Annotated in this window: 17 protein-coding genes; 5 read left to right on the forward strand and 12 right to left on the reverse strand. The window is 47.6% G+C overall.

The window, feature by feature from the left end; genetic code table 11:
* Positions 1-152: 152 nt before the first annotated feature.
* Genes C4B57_02135 through C4B57_02150 form a run of 4 tightly spaced genes read right to left on the reverse strand, consistent with a single transcriptional unit; the run spans position 153 to position 3,925 of the window.
* Entirely contained in the window at positions 153-785 is a 633-nt protein-coding gene (locus C4B57_02135; protein ID PXF55823.1) for a DNA-binding response regulator, read from the reverse strand.
* Positions 754-2,220: a hypothetical protein gene (locus C4B57_02140; protein PXF55824.1), complete on the reverse strand. Its 1,467-nt coding sequence runs from the start codon at positions 2,218-2,220 to the stop codon at positions 754-756. The genes C4B57_02135 and C4B57_02140 overlap by 32 nt, the downstream gene beginning before the upstream one ends.
* A gap of 44 nt (positions 2,221-2,264) precedes the next feature.
* Entirely contained in the window at positions 2,265-2,717 is a 453-nt protein-coding gene (locus C4B57_02145) for a two-component system response regulator (GenBank protein ID PXF55825.1), read from the reverse strand.
* A gap of 2 nt (positions 2,718-2,719) precedes the next feature.
* On the reverse strand, positions 2,720-3,925 hold the full coding sequence (locus C4B57_02150) for a hypothetical protein (protein PXF55826.1): 1,206 nt from the start codon (positions 3,923-3,925) through the stop codon (positions 2,720-2,722).
* Positions 3,926-4,566: 641 nt separating this feature from the next.
* On the opposite strand from C4B57_02150, the gene C4B57_02155 reads away from it, so the two are divergent.
* The gene (locus C4B57_02155) at positions 4,567-5,004 is read left to right on the forward strand and encodes a hypothetical protein (GenBank protein PXF55827.1); all 438 of its coding nucleotides are present in this window, start codon (positions 4,567-4,569) and stop codon (positions 5,002-5,004) included.
* A 74-nt stretch (positions 5,005-5,078) separates the two neighbouring features.
* On the opposite strand, the gene C4B57_02160 is transcribed toward C4B57_02155, so the two are convergent.
* A complete protein-coding gene (locus tag C4B57_02160; GenBank protein PXF55828.1) occupies positions 5,079-6,899 on the reverse strand; it encodes a citrate transporter in 1,821 nt (606 codons plus the stop codon).
* Positions 6,900-7,515: 616 nt separating this feature from the next.
* On the reverse strand, positions 7,516-8,394 hold the full coding sequence (locus C4B57_02165; protein PXF55829.1) for a YitT family protein: 879 nt from the start codon (positions 8,392-8,394) through the stop codon (positions 7,516-7,518).
* Between the two features lie 342 nt (positions 8,395-8,736).
* Between C4B57_02165 and C4B57_02170 the strand changes: the two genes are divergently transcribed.
* The 4 genes from C4B57_02170 to C4B57_02185 all read left to right on the forward strand — a co-directional run bounded on the left by C4B57_02170 (position 8,737) and on the right by C4B57_02185 (position 12,744).
* The gene (locus C4B57_02170; GenBank protein PXF55830.1) at positions 8,737-9,780 is read left to right on the forward strand and encodes a hydrogenase; all 1,044 of its coding nucleotides are present in this window, start codon (positions 8,737-8,739) and stop codon (positions 9,778-9,780) included.
* Positions 9,781-9,860: 80 nt separating this feature from the next.
* Entirely contained in the window at positions 9,861-10,685 is an 825-nt protein-coding gene (locus tag C4B57_02175; GenBank protein ID PXF55850.1) for an oxidoreductase, read from the forward strand.
* A gap of 18 nt (positions 10,686-10,703) precedes the next feature.
* A complete protein-coding gene (locus C4B57_02180) occupies positions 10,704-11,468 on the forward strand; it encodes an NADH:ubiquinone oxidoreductase (protein PXF55831.1) in 765 nt (254 codons plus the stop codon).
* Positions 11,458-12,744, forward strand: coding sequence for a Ni/Fe hydrogenase subunit alpha (locus tag C4B57_02185; protein ID PXF55832.1), 1,287 nt, complete (start codon positions 11,458-11,460; stop codon positions 12,742-12,744). The genes C4B57_02180 and C4B57_02185 overlap by 11 nt, the downstream gene beginning before the upstream one ends.
* 143 nt (positions 12,745-12,887) lie before the next feature.
* On the opposite strand, the gene C4B57_02190 is transcribed toward C4B57_02185, so the two are convergent.
* The 6 genes from C4B57_02190 to C4B57_02215 form a co-directional block, all read right to left on the reverse strand.
* Positions 12,888-14,246: a CoA activase gene (locus tag C4B57_02190; protein PXF55833.1), complete on the reverse strand. Its 1,359-nt coding sequence runs from the start codon at positions 14,244-14,246 to the stop codon at positions 12,888-12,890.
* 5 nt (positions 14,247-14,251) lie between these two features.
* On the reverse strand, positions 14,252-17,341 hold the full coding sequence (locus C4B57_02195) for a CoA activase (GenBank protein PXF55834.1): 3,090 nt from the start codon (positions 17,339-17,341) through the stop codon (positions 14,252-14,254).
* Between the two features lie 167 nt (positions 17,342-17,508).
* Entirely contained in the window at positions 17,509-17,958 is a 450-nt protein-coding gene (locus C4B57_02200; protein ID PXF55851.1) for a hypothetical protein, read from the reverse strand.
* Between the two features lie 182 nt (positions 17,959-18,140).
* Positions 18,141-18,593 (reverse strand): hypothetical protein, encoded by a 453-nt coding sequence (locus tag C4B57_02205; GenBank protein PXF55835.1) that lies wholly within the window; start codon positions 18,591-18,593, stop codon positions 18,141-18,143.
* Between the two features lie 23 nt (positions 18,594-18,616).
* Positions 18,617-19,444: an alpha/beta hydrolase gene (locus tag C4B57_02210; protein PXF55836.1), complete on the reverse strand. Its 828-nt coding sequence runs from the start codon at positions 19,442-19,444 to the stop codon at positions 18,617-18,619.
* A gap of 149 nt (positions 19,445-19,593) precedes the next feature.
* Positions 19,594-20,766 carry an AAA family ATPase gene (locus C4B57_02215; protein PXF55837.1) on the reverse strand — a complete coding sequence of 391 codons (1,173 nt, stop codon included), beginning with the start codon at positions 20,764-20,766 and terminating at the stop codon, positions 19,594-19,596.
* Positions 20,767-20,816 lie beyond the last annotated feature (50 nt).

Consider the following 20,816-nt stretch of genomic DNA (forward strand, 5'->3'; position numbering starts at 1 on the left):
TGCTCCTGGATCTCCTTGAAGATCTCTACTACTTCCGGTACACTGATTTCTACGTTCATGGCACTTCTCCTTTCGGTTTGATTTTTTGGTGATCAAAACCATTACAAGGAAAAGTGCCTTTTTCTACCCTTTCAGAATTCACACAAAATATTTTACACTACCCAACTCATGGTGCTGTGAAGTTCGAGCTTGTTCATAATATTGGCCCGGTGGTTCTCAACGGTTTTGGGGCTGATGAAAAGCCTTTCAGCGATCTCCTTGGTGGAAACCCCTTCGGCCAACAAGCGCATAACCTGTTGCTCGCGGCGGGTCAGGGCCTCATACCTTGCATCTGTGATCGTTGACTCCTTTTCAGGTAATCCCGCAAGCCTTTTCACTACCTTATGGGAGAGAGAGCTGTCCAGGTAATACTCGCCTCTTGATACGGCCTCAAGCCCCTGTGTAAACCTCTCAGCAGCCGATTCCTTAACTACGTACCCTGAGGCCCCTGCCTGAAATGCCTTCGTAATGTGATCGATTTTGGAATGCATGCTCACGATCATGACATATGTTTCCGGCAAAAGGCTTCGTATGTTGCGGGTGAGGTCAATGCCGCTTTTATCCGGCAGGGATATGTCCATCACCACCAGGTCAGGTTTGAGCTCCCTGGCCATGCGCATACCTTTCCGCCCGTTTCCGGCCTCCCCGGCTACCTCGAATCCGGGGTTGCGCGCTATAAGGGATTTGAGGCCTTCCCTGAAAAGAGGGTGGTCGTCAATAATCAATATTCTTTTCTTGACAGCCAATACTGTTTCCCTTGCAAGGAACCTCTATAAGAATTTTTGTGCCCTGCATTGGACGGGATTCGATCCTCATCTTTCCGCCAAGCAGGGCGACCCTTTCTTCCATGCTCCGAAGTCCCATACGTTTTTCATTGATTGCTGAAGCCAACCGGTTCTCAGCGTCAAAACCTTTACCATTATCTTCGATGCGGAGAATAATGTTAGGGTAAGAGGCAACCAGCCTGATGATCGCATCGGTGGCATCGGCATGTTTCTTAACATTGTTGAGCCCTTCTTGAATCAGGCGGTACAGGGCAATCTCAATATCGGAATCGAGTTCTAAATCCTCCATGCCGGCGGCAAAGAAGTCGACTTTGACCCCTGTCCTGGCAGAGAAGTCTTCACAATGCCGGAAGATAGTCTGTGCCAGCCCGAGCTGATCCAGGCCAACAGGACGTAAGGCATAGGCCAGATCTCTGACAGCCATTATGGTTCCATGGGCAATCTTGGAGAGTTTGGCCACCCTTTGCCTCATGGCAGGAAGGTCTTCCGGCTGATCATCAAAGAGGGTGTCAAGACCCATTTTTAAGGCAGAAAGGTCTTGGCCCACCAGATCGTGCAGCTCACGAGAGAGTCTTTGCCGCTCGGCTTCCTGTGCCTTCATCAGTTGTCGGGAGAGGCTATGAATACGTTCCTCGGCCCGTTTGCGTGCAGTAACATCCCGGTTTATACCCCGGTAGCCCAGCAAGTTCCCTGCTTTGTCAAAAAACGGGACGCCCTTGGCCTCTAAGACAACTACATATCCTTCCTTGTGAATATAACAATTGTCAAAGCCTGAAATCGGTTTCCCCGCCGCCATGGCCTGTAAAGAAGTGTGTGCTGAGGTCTCCATTTCTTTCTGAGAAAAAAAATCATAAAAGTACTTGCCGAGCATCTCATCAGGGCGGTAACCAAGTATACTTTCGACCACAGGATTGGAATAAACATATTTGCCTTCCGCGTCCATTTCCCATATCCAGTCGGATGTACTTTCAGCCAGATCTCGAAATCGTCTTTCAGTCTCGCCCAGTGTGTCTTTCAGTCTTCGTTCTCGAACCACCTTCTCAATAACACTTGGGAGCAAGGTAAAGAAATCCGGGGTCTTAACCAGATAATCCCAGGCCCCCAGTTTCATGGCCTGCACGGCGATGCTCTCACTCCCCTGGCCAGTGATCATGATGACCGGGATGTCCTTATTCTCTCGATTTAAGGCTTTTAGGAATTCGATACCATTCATGCCGGGCATGAGGTAATCGGTGATGATGACATCCGGGCTGATCTCATCGAGCCTTTGAAGGCAGGCATAGCCTTCCTCAAAGTAATCGACCGAAGCAAGCGGGAGTTCCTTATTAATGGCCCGTTTCATGAGCTGAAAGTGCGGCTCTTCGTCTTCAATGATCACAACGTTTAATGGCTTCATTTCCTAACCCCTTCCGGACCCGGCATTTCACGCCATAAAAACGCTCATGCTTCTGACAAGATAGGCGGTTTGTTGAGTAGCATCCAGTAGGAATCGATTTGCATGATCTTTTCCTCGAACTCCTTGAATCCTACTGGCTTGGTCAGATAGCTGTTGGCACAGTGGACATAGGATCGGCAAATGTCTTCTTCCCGATCCGAGGTGGTGAGCATGATTACAGGGATCTTCTTCAGAACAGGATGTTCCTTGATCTGCTTCAATACTTCTATCCCGTCAATGCCGGGGAGCTTGATGTCAAGCATTATCAGGCCGGGGAGGGGATACTTTGCTTTATCAGCGTATTTGCCACGGTTGAAAACATAGTCAAGCGCTTCTTCTCCGTCAGTCAGAACATCAATCCGGTTTGCATTGCCCGCCTTTCGAATCGCCCGCCTGGTCAGTTCAGCATGTGCTTCCTCATCTTCTACAAGCAAGATGTTCGAAGGTTCATAATCCATGTTCAAGCCTCCTTGTTTTTAAGGGTGAAGTAAAATGTGCTTCCTTTCCCGGGCTCTGATATAAGCCAGATCTTTCCTCCATGGTGTTCGATGATCCGCTTCACAATCGTCAGGCCGACGCCGGTGCCTTCTCCGACCTGTTTTTTTGCAGATGGGAGCCGATGGAACACCTGGAAAATCTTATCAAAATCCCTTTTCTCAATGCCGATGCCGTTATCGCGGACAAAGAATACCTTTTGCCCGTCTTGTTCTTCGACCCCCACATCAATGCGCGGGGATGGATTCTCTTTTCCAATATATTTTATCGCGTTTGTCAATAGGTTATCCACTGCCCGTGCCAATCGCATTCTTTCACCGTAAATGACCGGGAGGTCTTCCTGGATGTTAACCACAATGCCCCGCGCCTTGATTTGAGGTTGAAGCGCTTTCAAGGCATCTTTTACGAGCCTGGCAAAAGGGAACTCTGTCTTTTTTCGGGTTACGCGCCCGATGCGGGAGAGGGCGAGCAGGTCGTTGATCAAGAGCTCCATTTTTCGTGCGGCATCGCTTATGTACTTTAGGTATTTTTCTCCGCCTTCTGAGAGGACGTCCCCGAAATCTTCTCTCAGGGCGCCAACGAAACCATCAATAGTGACGATAGGGCTCTTGAGATCATGAGAGACCCTGTAAACAAAGGAGTCAAGCTCTTCATTCTTGGCAGCGACCTCGGCAAGCAAGGCCTTCAGTCTCTTTTCGTTTTTTCGTAATTCCTGCTCGGCATCCCTGCGCCTGGTGATGTCGCGAGCAGCGGCAAACACCCCTGCTATATCCCCTTTCGCATCATGGTAGACCGAGGCATTATAGAATACAGGCGTGACCTTTCCGTCACGATGTCTGATCTCCAATGGATAATCACGGACGTGTCCCTCCCTGAGTACCTGCAGGTAGGCCTGACGTGCCTTCCGGGGATCAGTGAAATACTCTGAGAAATGCGTTCCTATGAGCTTGTCCCTGGGATATCCGGTGACCACTTCCGTTGCACGGTTCACGTCTGTAATCTCACCCTCAGGCGAAATCACCACTAAGGGATCCGGAGCGGCTTCAATTAGTTCCCTTGTGTATCGGTGTGATTCTTTCAGCGCCTCTTCCGCCTTTTTGTGCCTGATGGCTTCTTTTTCTGACTCCTTGACTCTTTGTTCCAGTTCTTCATAGGTTGGCTTTTTTTGCATTCCAAGGTTCTCCAGTTGGCTTTAACTTCAGGCTAAGGAGGATACCTCAAAGTCCTCCTTTATTAAAGGGGACTAAGATGGATTTCCTCGCCTACACTCTTACTTCCCAAAGACTTGCTTGTTTAAATACTAATACTTACTTTTGGAAACAGATCGGGGCGGGCTCTGCTAAATGTGCTCTGCATAACCAGACCATGACCATCACGACATTTTCGGAGAAATAGCCTATGAAACAGATGCACAGTTTATTGAACCGCCAGGTTAAGCGATATTTCAAAGACCGGAATGCCATCCCCGAAGAGTGGCAGGGTTTTATTGAAGCGGTTACGGGTTGAGCGGTTCAAGGTTCATAGGTTGTCAACCCTGAACCCGGAACCCTGAACCTGGAACCGACCAGTTTTAGATCTAAACTGCTCAATTAATATCAGGAGGAATCAAGAATGAGCACGGAGCAATTGTTACCACAGGGTGAGAGCATCCGAAAGGCGGTAAAATGGATATCCGAGGTCACCAAGGAGCATCCTGAAAAAAGCCGCAAGGAAATCATACTCGAAGCAGAACTGCGGTTTGATCTTTCCCCAAAGGAATGCGAGTTCCTTTACAGGAAATTTGTTTGAAGCAAGCCGAGCGGAAGACCCGGTATGCTTGAATGGATTAACGCGCATCAGACCATGTTATGGTGGTTGGGGCTTTTCTCCGTGATCACCTTTGTGTGCACATTAATTTTCACGCCCATCATCGTGACACGTATTCCCGCCGACTACTTCGATCACCGGAGACGATACCCGCCCCGCCGGAAAGAACAAAACCGGGCCATCCGCCTTATATTGCTGCTTGGCAAGAACTTGCTGGCACTTATACTGATAGCAGGAGGTATTGCCATGCTGTTTCTGCCCGGGCAAGGCCTGCTGACAATACTGATCGGCGTGATGCTTCTGGATTTTCCGGGCAAATATGTGATAGAGCGACGCATTGTGCAGCAACCGAAGGTCATGCAGACCATCAATTGGCTGCGCGCCAAGGGCGATCGGCCGCCGCTACGTATCCGGCCGGCCGGCTCCTCCACCTTGGACGGATAGACACCTGCAGGCATCAATAGGCAGCCGGGATCAAACAGGAGAGGGAATGCTCTCCTGTTCGGTTTAGTATGGTCCTAATAAAAAAGCAGAAGCCAGACATTAGCCAGGGCGACACTCAAGACCATATAGAGAAAGGCCGCTTTCATAAAACCGAAAAAACTGATGGGATGCCCTGATGCCTCTGCAATCCCAAGGGTTACTACGTTTGCACTGGCCCCTATCATGGTGCCGTTCCCCCCAAAACAGGCCCCAAACGCAAGCGCCCACCAGAGTACCCCTGATTCGGCTCCCGGGATCGCCTTTGTAAGATATGCAACGATGGGAAGCATTGTGGCGGTGAAGGGTATATTGTCTACAAATGCGCTCATGATCGCTGAGACCCACAAAACCAGACAGATCGCCATTGTAAGGTTGCCCTCAGAAAAGTTCATGACCCAGTCGGCGATCATGGACAAAAGCCCTGTCTCTTCCACTGCCCCCACAAGGATAAACAGGAACATGAAAAAAAGAAGAGTGGTCCACTCAATGTCTTTCTCTATCAGCTCCAGAAGGTCTATGCGCTTTGTGACCAGCCCATAGGTAAAAAGAAGAGCCGCTCCGAAAAGGGCCGCTATGCTTACTTCCATGTGCCAGAAACCATGACTGAGAAAAAGGGCTACGGTCATGGCCATGATTATGCCCCCCACGCTGAGCAGCATGCCGTCCGTAATTTTGTACTCCTCCCGAAGCTGAGCAATGAAAGAAGGCACATCCTCGATCCTGGCCTTACCGTAATCCTTCCCATAAGCAAATTTGGTGTAGATAAAGAGCACTATCATTGAGACTATCACGGTTGGAGTCAAATTCTTAACGAACTCCATAAAGGTCAGTCCGGCGTAGGAACCTATCATAATGTTGGGCGGGTCGCCGATGAGTGTCGCCGTTCCGCCTATATTGGAGGCAAGGATCTCCGGAATGAGCAAGGCGATAGGAGATATGCCCAGAGAGAGAGCGATCTCTATGGTGACCGGTGTCAAAAGGAGCATAGTGGTCACGTTGTCAAGAAAGGCTGATGAGATCGCGGTAAATGCCATAAGAATCAAGGAAAGGGCTATGACATTGCCCTTGGCCAACTGATAAGACTTGTACGCGCACCACTGGAAGACCCCCGTATGCTTCAAGACCCCCACGATGATCATCATGCCCATCAGCAGGAAAACCACATTCATGTCTATGGCATGAATCGCCCGCTCATATGATATGATATGAAACTCGGGATCCAGGGTTCCGAAGGTGTAGGTTATAATGAGCATGGTAGCCGCGCCTAACATAGCGGCCAGTGTCCGGTGCAACACCTCAAAGGAGATGAGAATATAGGCAAAAATAAAAACTGTAGTGGCAATCCAGAAAGCAGGCCCCAGCGTCCTTTTTAGTTGAAGGTCGAGGTGAGTATGATATTTTCCGTTAAATACGGAGTTATCGTCCACAAAAACAGGGACCTCAAGCTTTTCAAAGCTTGTCTTGTAAACCTGGAGAACTATTTCGGTTACAGAAGGGGGCGCCCTTGGAAGATCCAGGATAATCTGAAAAGTTCCATCCGAAGCGGTCTTGTAACCACCAGCATCATGGCCACCGTGACCGGCATCCCCATGGGGCAGATATTCACTTCCGCCTACAAATACCTTTATCTCGGCGTCTGGCACAGGCTCGTTGTGGGTATCAAGGATCTTTCCGCTTATGTAAACAACAACTTTGTTTGCAAGGTGTGCCTCATGTGAGGAGTTGTTTGTCTCCTGCGCCCCGACCTCAACAGGAGCAAAGCCTAATATTAAGTAAAAAAACGATAAAATAATAGATGCAATGTCTCTTTTTCTGGTCAGCGCCTCAGGTTTTACAGGAACAGTCTGTCCGCTCATATACCCGTCTCCTCTCGGATTTTTTTGTATTCTGCTGCAGATGTATCTCCTCTCATGGTCCTGCCACAATTCTGCAGAGTAGGGGTTAATCCGCTTTTCTGTTATTCCAGCTGATAGGAAATTGCTTTTTACGATTTGCTGATAGGCTGATAGGAGCTGATAGGAAATTGCTTTTTACGATTTGGACCGAAATAATTTTCTTAAATATTGTATACTAATTTCTGCAGCACTGCAGGTCAAGGAATTTTCAATGTATCATGGAAAAGAAAGGAAAATAATGTTTCGGCCCTACCCCGTAAAAAGGCAAATCGCTCCTGCGGCCGAGGCACGGATGGCAACCGTTCACGGGAAGGGGATATTTCTTTGAACAGTTTAACGGAAGCCCCCGTAGTTTTCTTGGCTTTTGCTATGGGGGAAACTGCATCGCCTTAAGCGCAGCGTAAGGCGAATGCAGAGGGGGCAAGACATCCCCCATGTCAAAAGCCTTAAGAAAACAAGGGGCTGAAGTGTGAAGTGAAAAGAAATATCCCCTTCCCGTGAACGGTTACGTGGGACCACGGGTTCACCGGATATTTACCTGAATTCCGTGACCTTCTTGGTATTATCCGTTAAATTTTTACCAGTGCGGTTGGTTTCCGATCCTGTAATTAATTACTTCTAACGTATCACTTATTACAACAAAAGCAGAAGGATCGATATTATGAATGAGTCTCTTTAATTGATCAATTTCTGTGATTGTAATTACGGAGTAGATAATGTGTTCCTCGTTTCCTGTATACCCTCCTTCACCTTTGATAATAGTAACACCACGTCTTATGTCTTTCAGTATTTCTTGTGATATTCTCTCCCATTGTGATGAAATGATAAATACTATTTTCCTCTGACTGAGGCCGGAAACAACAATATTAACAACTTTGGAACTGACGAAAATAACGATCAGGGTATAAAGTACGGCCTCTATTGAATAACTTACTGATATAAATAATAGAATTATGGAATTGACAAATAAAATTGTATTGCCAATACTTATGGAAAATCTCTTCAGTAACATAACGGAGAGAATATCCATCCCACCTTGCGATCCAGATGATCTTAAACACAGCCCTACTCCTATCCCAAGTATCAGACCGGCTAGTAAGGCATTAAGCATCTTATCTTCTAATTGTATGGTGGGATGGATAAATGCTATAGAAATCGCCAAAGAAAGAGCACCAAAAATGCTATAAAAAAAGAAACGGCGACCAACAGCCATCCACGCAAGAGCAAAAAGAGGTACATTTAAGATTACATAAATCCATTCTAAGTTGATAAAAGGCATAAATTTGTGGATTATGAGAGAAACTCCTGTAATACCTCCAGTAACAAAATGTTGTGAAATTAAAATTCCATTGATAGCTGATGCACAAAGAACGTTTCCACAAGAAATTAAAAGAATATCCCGCAATACTTGTTGCGGGGATATGAATAGTGCCTGAGGGCTGTTTTTCGCACGCATGATAGTGTCCTTCAAAATTTCACCGGTTAAACACTAAGGGTAAATATTCGGTGAACCCGTGGTCCATTGTGGAAGTTGCCATCCGCGCCCTGCCGCAGGAGCGGTTTGCCTTTTGCAGGGTTTCGATCGCGGGCCGGATTGCGCTGCCTCTCCGGTCTGCGATGAGTGAGCTTTGAAACCCGGAAAAAGGTAACCGCTCCAAGGCAGGATATAGCGGGTTCACCGAATATTTACTTTTCTTGACATCTCCTGGAAACAAGATCAGAGTATTTTATAAAAGAAGAAATGTGAAGACTCTATATTTCTTATAATAAACAGAGTAAAAGATTCTCAGGTAATTTTATGCTGTTTAAGACGATTACAAAAGAAAATTTCAAAAAGATGGTAGAGTGCTTATTGGAGGAAAATGAGGTTATTGGTCCAAAATCAAGAGATCAGGACCTGCAAGGAAACAAGATTTATAGATTTTTGAAGATTAACTCCTTCGAAGAACTTGAGATGGATTATACTCGATCCTATTCGTCGCCCAAGAATTATTTCTTACCATTCAAGGAAGACCTTGCCACCTATCGTCTTGAAGACAAAGACTGGGAACAAGAGATCCGATACACAATTCATCCGAGGGTTATCATCGGGATGAGGGCTTGCGATATTAATGCCTTGTTAAAGCTCGACCAAGTGATGTTGAAGAGTGTATATCCCAATCCATACTATTTTGCGCGAAGGCAGAATACCTTGATAATAGGGCTCGACCACGAACCTCTGGAAGATTGTTTTTGCCGGTCTATGAATACGGACACGGCCTTTCATGGTTTTGATCTCTTTCTGACCGACATAGGAGACAAATATTTTGTGGCGATCAATTCAGATACTGCCTACATCATAATAAATCAATTCAATGCCAGGGAGGTCGCAGAGGAAGATCAAGGACGTTACAAGATAGTAAAAGAGCAGATTAAATCCAAGTTTAAGACCCAGGTCGACATAAGCATCTTACCTGAATTGATGGACCTGGAATTCGAGTCAGAGGTCTGGAAAAAGTGGGGAGATAAATGCCTGAGTTGTGGGAGCTGTGCCATGGTATGTCCCACTTGTTATTGTTACGGCATAGAAGAGGACACCGATCTGACCTTTACTAAGGCCACCAAGAGGAGATTTCTGTATTCGTGCAATCTCCTTGATTTTGCCGCTGTGGCCGGAGGGCACAATTTTCGCCCGGAAGCGCACATTCGTTTGAAATATCGATATTATCATCAGTTCAGAGGATTTGTGGAGGCATTTAATCAATCGCTATGCGTGGGATGCAATCGTTGCGGCAAGGCGTGTCCGGCCGGGATCAGCCCTAAGGCAGTGATTGACGATCTGATCAGGACAGAGAAAAAATGAATCCAAAGATCTCAAGGCATGACATAAACCTGGAGCCATTCATGGTAACGCCTCCGGATTTTAACCGGCAGACTGTCCTGATGCAGACAGAAAGGGGCTTTAAATCCGAAGTCGTCAATATTGTCAAATTGACAGCTACAGAGAAACTCTTTCAAATAAGGATATCTGAGCCCTGTGAAAGGGAAAATTTCACCTTTCTCCCTGGCCAATTCGTGATGTTGGAGCTGCCCGGGTGCGGAGAGGTCCCGATATCCATTGCGAGCTCTCCGTCGAACAGGGAATTCATTGGACTCTGCATACGAAAGGTCGGCAAGGTTACAGGGATGCTCCACCGTTTAGAGCCAGGTGCAATGGTTGGGATCAGAGGACCCTTTGGAACATACTTCCCAATGCAGAAGATGGTGGGGTGCAACGTCCTCCTGATAGCCGGAGGGTTGGGTATTGCCCCTCTTCGCTCTCCGATATACTGGATAAACGAGCACAGATCCGAGTACAAAGACATTACGATTCTGTATGGTGTAAAGGAGCCCGGACAGATCTTGTTCGATTACCAGTTTGAAGAGTGGCGCAAGATATATGACTTGAACCTACTGACAATAATCCAGAATCCTGATGAAAATTGGAGGGGAAAGGTTGGGCTGATCACTGACTTGTTTGAGGATATCTCGATCGATCCTGAGAACACCTTTGCGATTGTATGTGGACCCCCCATAATGTTTAAATTTGTATGTACCCACCTTGCAGATATAGGCATTCCGAGACAGCGCATGTTTGTCTCCCTGGAGCGAAGGATGCATTGCGGCATGGGAAAGTGCTGCCGTTGCAACGTAGGTTCCACATTCACCTGTCTGGATGGACCGGTATTTGATTACTGGACAGTGATGAATTTAAAGGAAGCGATATAGCTTATCCATGTTAATATAATGAAATACTTAGGGATTACGCTTAAAAGACCGAAAGTGGGGTTCTTTGATTTCACCGGCTGCGAGGGATGCCAGCTTCAGATAGCCAATAAGGAAGAGGACCTGAAAGACCTGTTTGGCCTGGTGGAGATAGTGAACTTCCGGGAGATCTCTTCTGAGAGGCGTGAAGATTATGAAATCGGCTTCATCGATGGGTGCATTACCACTGACAGCGAGGTGGCAAGGCTCAAAAAAATCCGCAAACAGGCAGGAACTCTTGTAGCAATGGGGGCGTGTGCCTGCCTGGGAGGTGTAAATAACCTGAGAAGCCGTTTCCCCCTGCCGGATGTGGTAAAAGAGGTCTATGACGGACACCCTGTAGATACCGGGCCGGTCAGAAAGGTGTCGGACGTGGTTCATGTGGACATAGAACTGCCGGGTTGTCCTATTTCAAAACCTGAATTCGAGTGGTTGGTACGCCATCTGGTGCTCGGAATAGAGCCACAATTTCCAAAATATCCAGTCTGCGTTGAATGTAAACAACGTCTCAATTCATGTGTGCTCGATATGGGAATGATGTGTCTTGGACCTGTTACACGCGCTGGCTGTAATGCCGTCTGTCCCCGGAATCGGCTTGGTTGTTGGGGTTGCCGCGGGCCTTCGGAAGAGGCGAACTTTGAATCGCTCATGGAGATACTCAGAGAAAAGGGATTTACTGAGGAACATATTGTAGAACGGGTTAAATTTTTTAACGCATTTAGTGGGATTCTAAATAGTGACTGTTAAAACATTAAAATCGTTAAATATAGATATCAAGCATCTGTGCCGGGTCGAGGGGCACGGGGATATCAGGATACGGGTCGAAGACGGAAAGCTGGCTGAATGTACCTGGGCCATAGTAGAGACTCCCAGGTTTTTTGAGGTAATGTTCAAGGGGCTTTCCATTGAAATGACCCCGATCCTTGCGGCCAGGATTTGCGGCATATGTTCCATTTCACACGCCTTGGCCAGTGCCAGAGCCATAGAAAGGGCACTGAAGATCCGGATTCCGGAGCCGGCGCATAAGGTGCGGCTCCTTGCCATACATGCCGAGACCCTGCAGAGTCATAGCCTCCACCTCTTTTTTCTGGTAGCGCCTGACTTTCTCAATGTATCCAGCGTGATTCCGCTAATGCAGACGCATCCGGAAGTGGCTGAGACTGCAGTCAAAATAAAGAGGTTTGCCAACAGGGCCGCTGACCTTCTGGTAGGTAGGAGCACGCATCCAATAGCCATAAAGATCGGCGGTCTGACACGAATTCCACGCAAGATGCAATTAAGAGAATTGGCTAAAGACCTTGATGCTACTATCCCATATCTGTGGAAGGCGCTTGATTTCTTCAAGGGATTCAAGATACCGGATTTTGTCAGAGAGACTGAATTAGTATCGCTAAGAGGAGTTAACAGATACCCGTTTATCGGGGGGAATCTCATTTCAAGTGATGGTATCTGCAAAAAAGAAGACGAATATCGTTCCATGACGAATGAATACATTGGGGACTTCTCCAACTCAAAATTGACGAGGTTGAGCAGGGAATCTTTTGCAGTAGGTGCGTTAGCAAGGTTCAACAACAATTATGACCTACTGCATCCAAAGGCAAAAGAGGCAGCCGAGGGGTTGAATTTAAGGCCAGGGGTCCATAATCCTTACTTCTATAACCTAGCTCAACTTGTGGAGTGCTTTCATGTCATGTATGAGTCAAAAGAGTTGCTCCCAGAATTGATCGATTCAGATACCTCTGAATTTTCAATACATTATAAAGTAAGGCAATGCAAGGCAACCGGGGCGGTGGAGGCTCCGCGCGGGACCCTCTATCACTACTACCGGATCAGCGAAGGGGGAAAGATTGAGAAAGCAGATTGTGTGATCCCTACCAATCAGAATAACGGCAATATATATTATGATCTCCGCAAGCTGGTTAATGAGTTGATGGTACAGGGAATGGAGGGAAAAGAGATAGAAAGACTCTCTCGGATGCTTGTCAGGGCCTATGATCCATGTATTTCCTGCTCAGTTCACTGATCCTGACTATTTAGTTCCTTGCAGGCCGGAGAGGGGTATGCCGGTTTTTTGTTTCAAAGCGACTTTGAGCATTTCTTGCAGATCCTTGGCGCAGCGGAGCGCCCGGAGGTTGCGCTGTTTGATGGAAGTTGTACAATTTCCAGCTATGTTCGCCTTTTTCTGCCATTTCGTTTGAGATGTTGATACGCCTGGTACATGAAGGTCCTGATGGCCGCCTCCCTTCCGGGTTGGAAGCCGGAGTCGTAGGGGGCATCCAGGTATGGAATTCTCAGCTTGTTCATAAGAGGCCTTACGATGGCTGAGGTAACCGTACTGGGCATACAGGTAAAGGGATAGACATTCACCACGCCGTTATATCCTTCCCTGGCATATTCCACGATTCCGGCAATACTTAAGCAGGCCTCCGTGCCCACATCAAAACAAAACAGGTCCTTTTCCTGAAGGATATTATCCAGATCTGCCACTTTATGGTCTTCGGCCAGGTCAATCAGCGATCTGGCCCTCTTGTATGCCTTCTTTTGTCTGAGTTCTTGATATAAAAGATCCCCCCCGAAGCTGATTATCTTTTTTAAATACTCCCTCATGGGCCCCGGGCGGAGCTGTTTCAGGCTGAATTGAAATCCTGCTTTCGCCTCCCTGAATCTGTCATAGGCCGTATAATTCATCCATTCGGCAACAGATGCATTAATCACCTCGGCCCCGTATCTTTCCAGGACCCTGATAATGTCCTGATTTGCCTGGACATGTGTCCTTACGTAAATCTCGCCAACGATCCCGATAAGCGGCTTGGGAGGGATGCCGGGATCAATGATTGATTTTCCCTCATCGATAATCTCTTCCAGTTTATCTAGTATCTTATCAAAGTCTTTATTGGCCCCGTATTTCTCAAACGAATCTTCCATGATGTGCATGGATCTCTCGATAAAATCATCCGTCATACCGGGTTCTTTTTCATACGGCCTGATTTTCCAGAGCAACCTGTCGAGTATGTCGGCTATCACAATAGAAAAATAGGCGGCCTTCCTGAGGTCTCTCACCCGTTCCTTCTCAATTATTCCGGCGAGCGAGTAACCATCACTTGTGGTAAGGGAACCGATCTTTACATCCTTCAGCTCAGGAAAGGAATCCAGGATAATTCGCTGATACTTGTTGTACATGCCGAAACGGCACGGTCCGCCCGATTCCGGCATAAAATATACGTAATTTCCCGGATTGAAGTCCTTTCCCAGCCTCTTCTCTTCTTCTTTTAAGAAATAGAGGATATCTCCTGTCGTGATCTGGCAGGGATAGCATTCTTTTCCGGAAGTGTATTCCTTTCCAAGATCAAGGCCCTTACAGGTGTCCATAACCTTTGCATTAATGCCGAACCCCCTGAATGTCGCCGCAACGAGATGTACTCCTATCCTGTGCATTTGAGGAATCAGGAATGTCTTGTTCCTGAGATCAAAGCGGCCCACATTTCTGGTGAGCGACCGGAAATCTACAACTTTTTCTGATTCCATTTTTTTTAATTTGCCGCTCTTAAGTCAAGATTCATATCTGACCTGGATTTCTGCATGGTATTCTCTATAACGTTCCTGTAAGCCTCCAGCCTGGTCATAACACCTGCTACGGCACTGTGCTCGTCAAGCTCCAGGATCAGATAGGCCTTATCTCCCATGATATATTTGTAAAAATGCTCGATAAAAGAGTCCGGCCCGCACCCGAAATTGGTCAAATGGAGACCGAAACAGTTTGGACGCTCCTTTATGAATCTGGCAACCCTCAAGATCTGGGCACCAAGTCCCCAATACATTGAAGGAAAATCCGAAAGGTCAACCGATGAAACGTCTATGAAATCCATGGGAAGCGCGGTTACTCCGATCTTGCTCAAATTCCGGCCGAGCCTCAAATTTAATCTTTCATCGTAAAGATTATATGGGCGACCTGTCACTACCACGATTGGCTCATCAGGATCCCGGTCTTCAAGGATTTTCTGACCTCTCCGGTAAAGCTCCGTTACAAACCGATTATGCCTGTCCAGGGCATGATAAAGGGCCTTTTTTATCTCGGCCCCACTTGCGCCGAGCTTTGACTGTATCTGCCCTGAAATCTCCAGTGCCAGGAGTTCGGGATCGTATTTCAGATGAATTACCGGGCTCAAAACAGACGACGGGTCAAGTTCGAGGGCCATACGGACCATATAGGAATTGCTCTGGGACATGGGACAATAATACCCGGCTTCCGAAGGCTCAGGCGTAGGCATGTTGATTATGCTTGGAAGGAAAAGGTATCTTGTCTTTCCTGCCAGTTCCTTGATGTGACCATGGGAGACCTTTACCGGATAGCAGGTCTCGGCCGCAATTATCTCTGTCCCGGTCTCGGAGATATGTGCATTGGTTGGCGGGCTCATGACAAGCCGGAATCCGAGCCGGTCAAAAAAATGGGCCCACATAATACCCAGTTGGTGGCCATAAAGGGCCCTCTGCATACCTACGGTTGGTCGATTGTCGATCTCCATCAGGGGTTCATCCTGCAAATCCGTATAAACCCCGGCCATGTATGACTGCCAGACCTCCTGCCTCAATTTAAAGAAGTTCTCCTTCCTGGGTCCGGTGCCTCTTGTCAATTCATAGCGACCGCACTCCCCGCCCCAGATACTGCGGCGACCGTCAAAATTATAGACTTTAAGCTTGCATCTGTTATGGCAGTGAGGGTCTGCACGGCATATTTTTTCAGTATACTCCATCCGGTCTTTTATGGCGCTGTCAAGACCCCTGAAGGTACTTCTGTCCCTTTCTTCAAGGCGCATTTTCTCCTGCACACTCACAGCAGCGCCATAGGCACCCAAGACCTCTCTGTGCCTGGGAACCAGAAGACCGCGTCCAAGGATGTTTTCAAAGGCGGCAACAACCCCCTTATTTAAAGAAGGACCGCCCAAGAACATGACCTTATGCCCTATTTTTCGCTTTCCGACCACCCGGTTCAGATAATTATAGACAATGGCATAGCACAGTCCTGCTATTAGATTTTTTCTCTCTACGCCCTTCTGATGATAAGACACAAGGTCTGATTCCATGAATACCGTGCATCTCTCAGCCAGCTTGACAGGCCTGTCCGACGAAAGCGCAATCTCCTGAAATTCGCCCACGATATTGATCCCGTATTTATTGGCCAGCTCATGCAGAAAACTACCCGTGCCGGCAGCACACACTTTATTCATGTCAAAATCAAGGGGATAGGTATTGGCAATAGAGATGTATTTGGAGTCCTGCCCCCCGATCTCAAAGATAGTGTCCACCTCAGGGCATATCTCCACCGCGCCCCTTGCGTGGGCCGTTATCTCATCGATGATCAGGTCCGCATTCAGAAAATCTCCTACCACGTTCCTGCCCGAGCCGGTCGTGGCCGTGCCCACGATTTCAATGCTTTTTCCTATATCATCGCGGATACACGAAAGGAGCCTCTGAGTGACCTCTATGGGCTTGCCCTGAGTAGGCACATAGGTCTTGTGGATGATCTCGCGGTCTTCGTTGATGAGGGCGTATTTGGTGGTCGTGGACCCTACATCTATACCAAGGTATACCCTTGTCTTTTTCCGCAAGGATTTTTTCCGAATCTCGTTTGTCTCCGGAAAAATCGTCTGTTTCAGTGCCAACCTGGGCGCCACCGGCACTGAAACCTTACTCTTAAATCCACCGGTTTTTAACACATCCGGATCCACCCGGTCCTCCATGCCGGATTCAAGGGCACCCAGGGCAACCCCCAGGGCGCCTATGGAGGTGTTATGGGGAGGTACGATCAACCCCGGGAAATAGCTCCTGAAGGCCTTGACCTGGAGGTCGTTCAACGAGAGCCCGCCGACAAAAAGAATCGGTTCCTCAAGTGCCCGATTGGAGACGATGGTGCTCATGTAGTTTCTGGCGTTTCCAACATGAAGGCCGTAAATAATATCCTCCAGCTTTTCCCCCTTGTTCTGGAGGTGAATCATGTCGGATTTTGTGAACACGGTGCAGCGGCACGCCACATTGGCGGGTCTCTGGCTCTTCAGGCCGAGTTTTATAAAATCGGCCAATATCTTGTCGATCTCATCAGGGATAAAATCCGTTTTTCTGGTATATATGGTGGTGGCCAATCTCTGGGCCTGCTGATCGATGAAAGACCCTGTGCCGGATGCACAGGGGCCGTTGGTATTAAAGTATTCCAATTCCCAGCCGCTGTCGTAATGATTGATCTGTAAAAGGGCCGTCTCCTGTCCTCCCATACTGATGATCGTTTTGACGTCCGGCCTCAAAAAAACGGCGCCAAGGACCTGACTGATGGTCTCGAATTCATAAAAGGTCCCCAATTCCTCACCAAGCTTCTTCCCATGGTTTCCGGTAAAGGAGACGGACCGGATCCTCTCCTGCCCGAATCTTTCGTATAGGCCCTGGATAAGGGTCAAAACTTTTTCTTCCACTCTGCCGAGGTGACGTTCGTAGGGAAATTCATAAACGATTTCCTTCTCATGATTGATGACGATGCAATTCAGGCTGACGGACCCGGCATCAATACCCACATAATAATACAGATCGGGATCCCGGGGCGATCTCTTGTTTTTAATGGATATCTTTTCCATCGCTATTCTTTGTCTCTAATTATACCGCAAAAAGTCCTGAAATATGATTCCGCTCAGAATGTTTCAGATGCAAGGCGCGAGATTTCCGAGGAGTGAGGCGTACTTAGCGTACGTCGCAATGACAAGAAAATTGAAGCAACGCAGCAGATGGAGTATTTTCAGCGGAATCATCTCTCTATTCGTACATCCACTCTCTTCCTGCCCCAATTAAGGGCCTTTTGGTGGGAACTGAAGTAAATATCGATTCGATCAGGTCCCTTGATGGCAGACCCCCTGTCTTCCACAACGCCCCATCCGTAACCGGGAATATACATCCTGGTTCCAAAATAATAATATCTGGTGTCAGCCGCAACGGTACCATCCCGCGGCATAAAGAGCCATGGGAAAAAGATCAGTCGAACGGGAATCATCCAGGGATGCGCAATACTGTCCATTGAAATGAGCCCGGGACGTGGCTGATGCGGCTTTGTACCGCTGGCGGTACGCCCGGAGTAAGGCCGGCCTTTGTGCTTTCCTGAACTCACATACCGGTTCCAGAAATCCAGCTTCAGATACCTCCACCTTCCCCTTTCCCAGCCGCAACACTTGCCGCATCCGCAATATGCAGTGACTTCCATCCGGCGCACGCAGTTACCGGCGCATCCCGAAGCCACTAAGCACATAAGCAGTAACAGAGGAAACATCCGCCTCATTATTGATTCCCCAAAGTAAATATTCTTATGAACCCTTGGTCCACTGCGTAGAGCGTTCACTGGCAGGGGATATTTCTTTTCACTTAACACTTCAGCCCCTTGTTTTCTTAAGGCTTTTGACATGGGGGAGTCTTGCCCCCTCCCCGTTCTCCTTCGCTTCGCTCAGGAGCCGGGGTTTCCCCCACAGCAAAAGCCAGGAAAACTACGGGGGCTTCCGTTAAACTGTTCAAAGAAATATCCCCTTCCCGTGAACGGTTGCCATCCGTGCCCTGCCGCAGGAGCGGCTTGCCTTTTGCAGGGTTTCGATCGCGGGCCAAATTGCACTGGCTCTGGTAAGGGCAACGAATTAGCTTTGAAACCCGGAAAAAGGTAACCGCTTCAAGGCGGGATATAAAAGGTTCATTGCGCCTCGGAGTTGCCGTGCCCTGCCGCAGGAGCGGTTTGCCTTTTGCAGGGTTTCGATCGCGGGCCAAATTGCACTGCCCCTTTCGGTCTGCAATGAGTGAGCTTTGAAACCCGGAAAAAGGTAACCGCTCCAAGGCAGGATATAACGGGTTCATAAGAATATTTACTCCCCAAATAATTAAAGTGTATTCCTGTCAACTCGATCAAGAAAGGCCTTAAACCCGTTTATGTAAACATCACCTGAGGTAATAAATCCTTCATTGTGGCTTCCTGAAATTTCAAGAAAGGCCTTGGGCTCTCTGGCGGCCTTGAAGAGCCTGCTCCCATGACTAAAGGGAACTACCTTGTCTTCTTGGCTATGGACTATGAGAACAGGACATCGAACTTCCTTGACGGCGGCCAGGGTATTGTACTTGTATCTGCAAAGCAATTTTACAGGCAGATAGAAATAAAGCTCTCCAGCCAAATCCGGAACTGAAGTAAAAGCAGACTCTATGATAAGGGTTTTGGGCGTATATTGCCTGGCTAACCATGCGGCCACGGCGCCCCCAAGAGACCGACCGAAAAGGATAATGTCAGACGGGGCTAGTCCCTTATGCTCAATCAAGTAATTCCAGGCCCCTTTCGCATCGAGATAGCTACCCTCTTCTGAAGGGTTGCCTTCACTCGCCCCATAACCACGATAGTCAAAGATAAGGGTGCTGAGTCGAAGGCGATGGAAAATCTCTACAGACTCAAGACGATGGGAGATATTACCCGCATTACCATGGCAGAATATGACCACACCTCTTGGGGAGTCGGCCGGAATAAACCAGCCTGAGAGCTTGACTCCATCCGGGGCCTTAAAGGAAACTGATTCGTACGATAAGCCGATTTGATCAGGTGTTGCGATTATCTCTCTGGCGGGAAAATAAATGAGACGTGATTGGAAAAAAAACAGGAAAGCGGCAAGGCCGGCATAAATAGCAGTAATCAGGATTAATAACTGCAGGAAAATCTGCCACATGGCGCTGATAGGCTGAGCTGATAGCTGACAGGAAATCGCTTTTTGTGATTTGGATCGAAACAGCACTCCCAAGCATCACACACTAACTTCTATAGTACTATCGGAAGCCGCAGGTCAAGGATTTTTCAAAGCGTACCCCGCCCTATCTCTCATATTTTAGGCGGTATTGTATTGCCAAACGACCTCCAGCTAAGGACATTCCCCTGATTTCTTATCTGATCCATCGAACCGGCATAGACAACATACATTTTACTTGCATCGGTCTTGGAGATCTTTGACCAGAACCTAAGTCCCTTAAAAAAATCCGGAGAAACGGTCTTCCCTGATTTTATTTCAAAAGGAATAAGTCTATCCCCTTGATCGATAACACAATCGATTTCATGGCCAGTGCTGTCCCTCCAGAAGTAGATATTTTCTCTTAATCCTCTATGTGTCCGGCCTTTTATCATCTCGGAGACAACCCATGTCTCAAAAATATGTCCTCTGGACGCGTGCGTCATCAGGACTTGTGAAGAGGACACGTCAAGAAGATAGGAGAGGAGGCCGGTGTCAAAAAAATATAGCTTTGGGCTCTTTATTAGACGCTTATTGAAGTTCTTGTGATGCGGCCTTAAGAGGTAGACAATGTATCCGGCCTCAAGAACAGACAGCCATGATTTTGCAGTGTTGTGCGTAATGCCGCAGTCATCGCCGAGGGCTGAAAGATTCAGAATTTGTCCTGAGCGCGCGGCACACATTTTGAGGAAGCGTTGAAAAATAGAAAGATCTGCTATATTTTTTACCTGCCTCACATCCCTTTCAAGATAAGTTGTGACATAATTTGCACACCACTCATGGGGGTCAAGGTTCTTGTCATAAATTCTTGGATAACACCCTGTATACATAAGCTCTTCTATTGAGGCCGGCAATCTTTCCGCCCGCTCCAGCTCAGAAAATGAAAACGGAAGCAGCTCCAGGATGGCAACCCTTCCTGCCAAAGACTGACTGATTCCTTCCATCAGACCGAAATTGAAGGAACCGGTCAGGACATAAACCTCCTCTCTCCCAATTTCATCTACATGAGTTTGAATGTAGGAAAAGAGATCTGGAGCACGCTGCGCTTCATCTATAATTGTATTTTCAGAATAGGCGCCAATGAATCCCCTGGGATCTGTTAAGGCAAACTCCCTGACATCCGGCTCTTCAAGAGAAACATATCTCCAGTCAGAAAAAACAGCTTTTACAAGTGTTGTTTTGCCTGATTGTCTCGGGCCGGTGAGTGTCACGACAGGATACTGCCCGGAGAGTTCTCTTAATTTTGAGGAAAGATCTCTTGGAATCATGTCTATATATTAAAATTTTTGCTGCAAATTGTCAATGCGATTTACAATTT

This window comes from Deltaproteobacteria bacterium (assembly GCA_003194485.1).
In the GTDB taxonomy this organism is placed as follows: domain Bacteria; phylum Desulfobacterota; class Dissulfuribacteria; order Dissulfuribacterales; family UBA3076; genus UBA3076.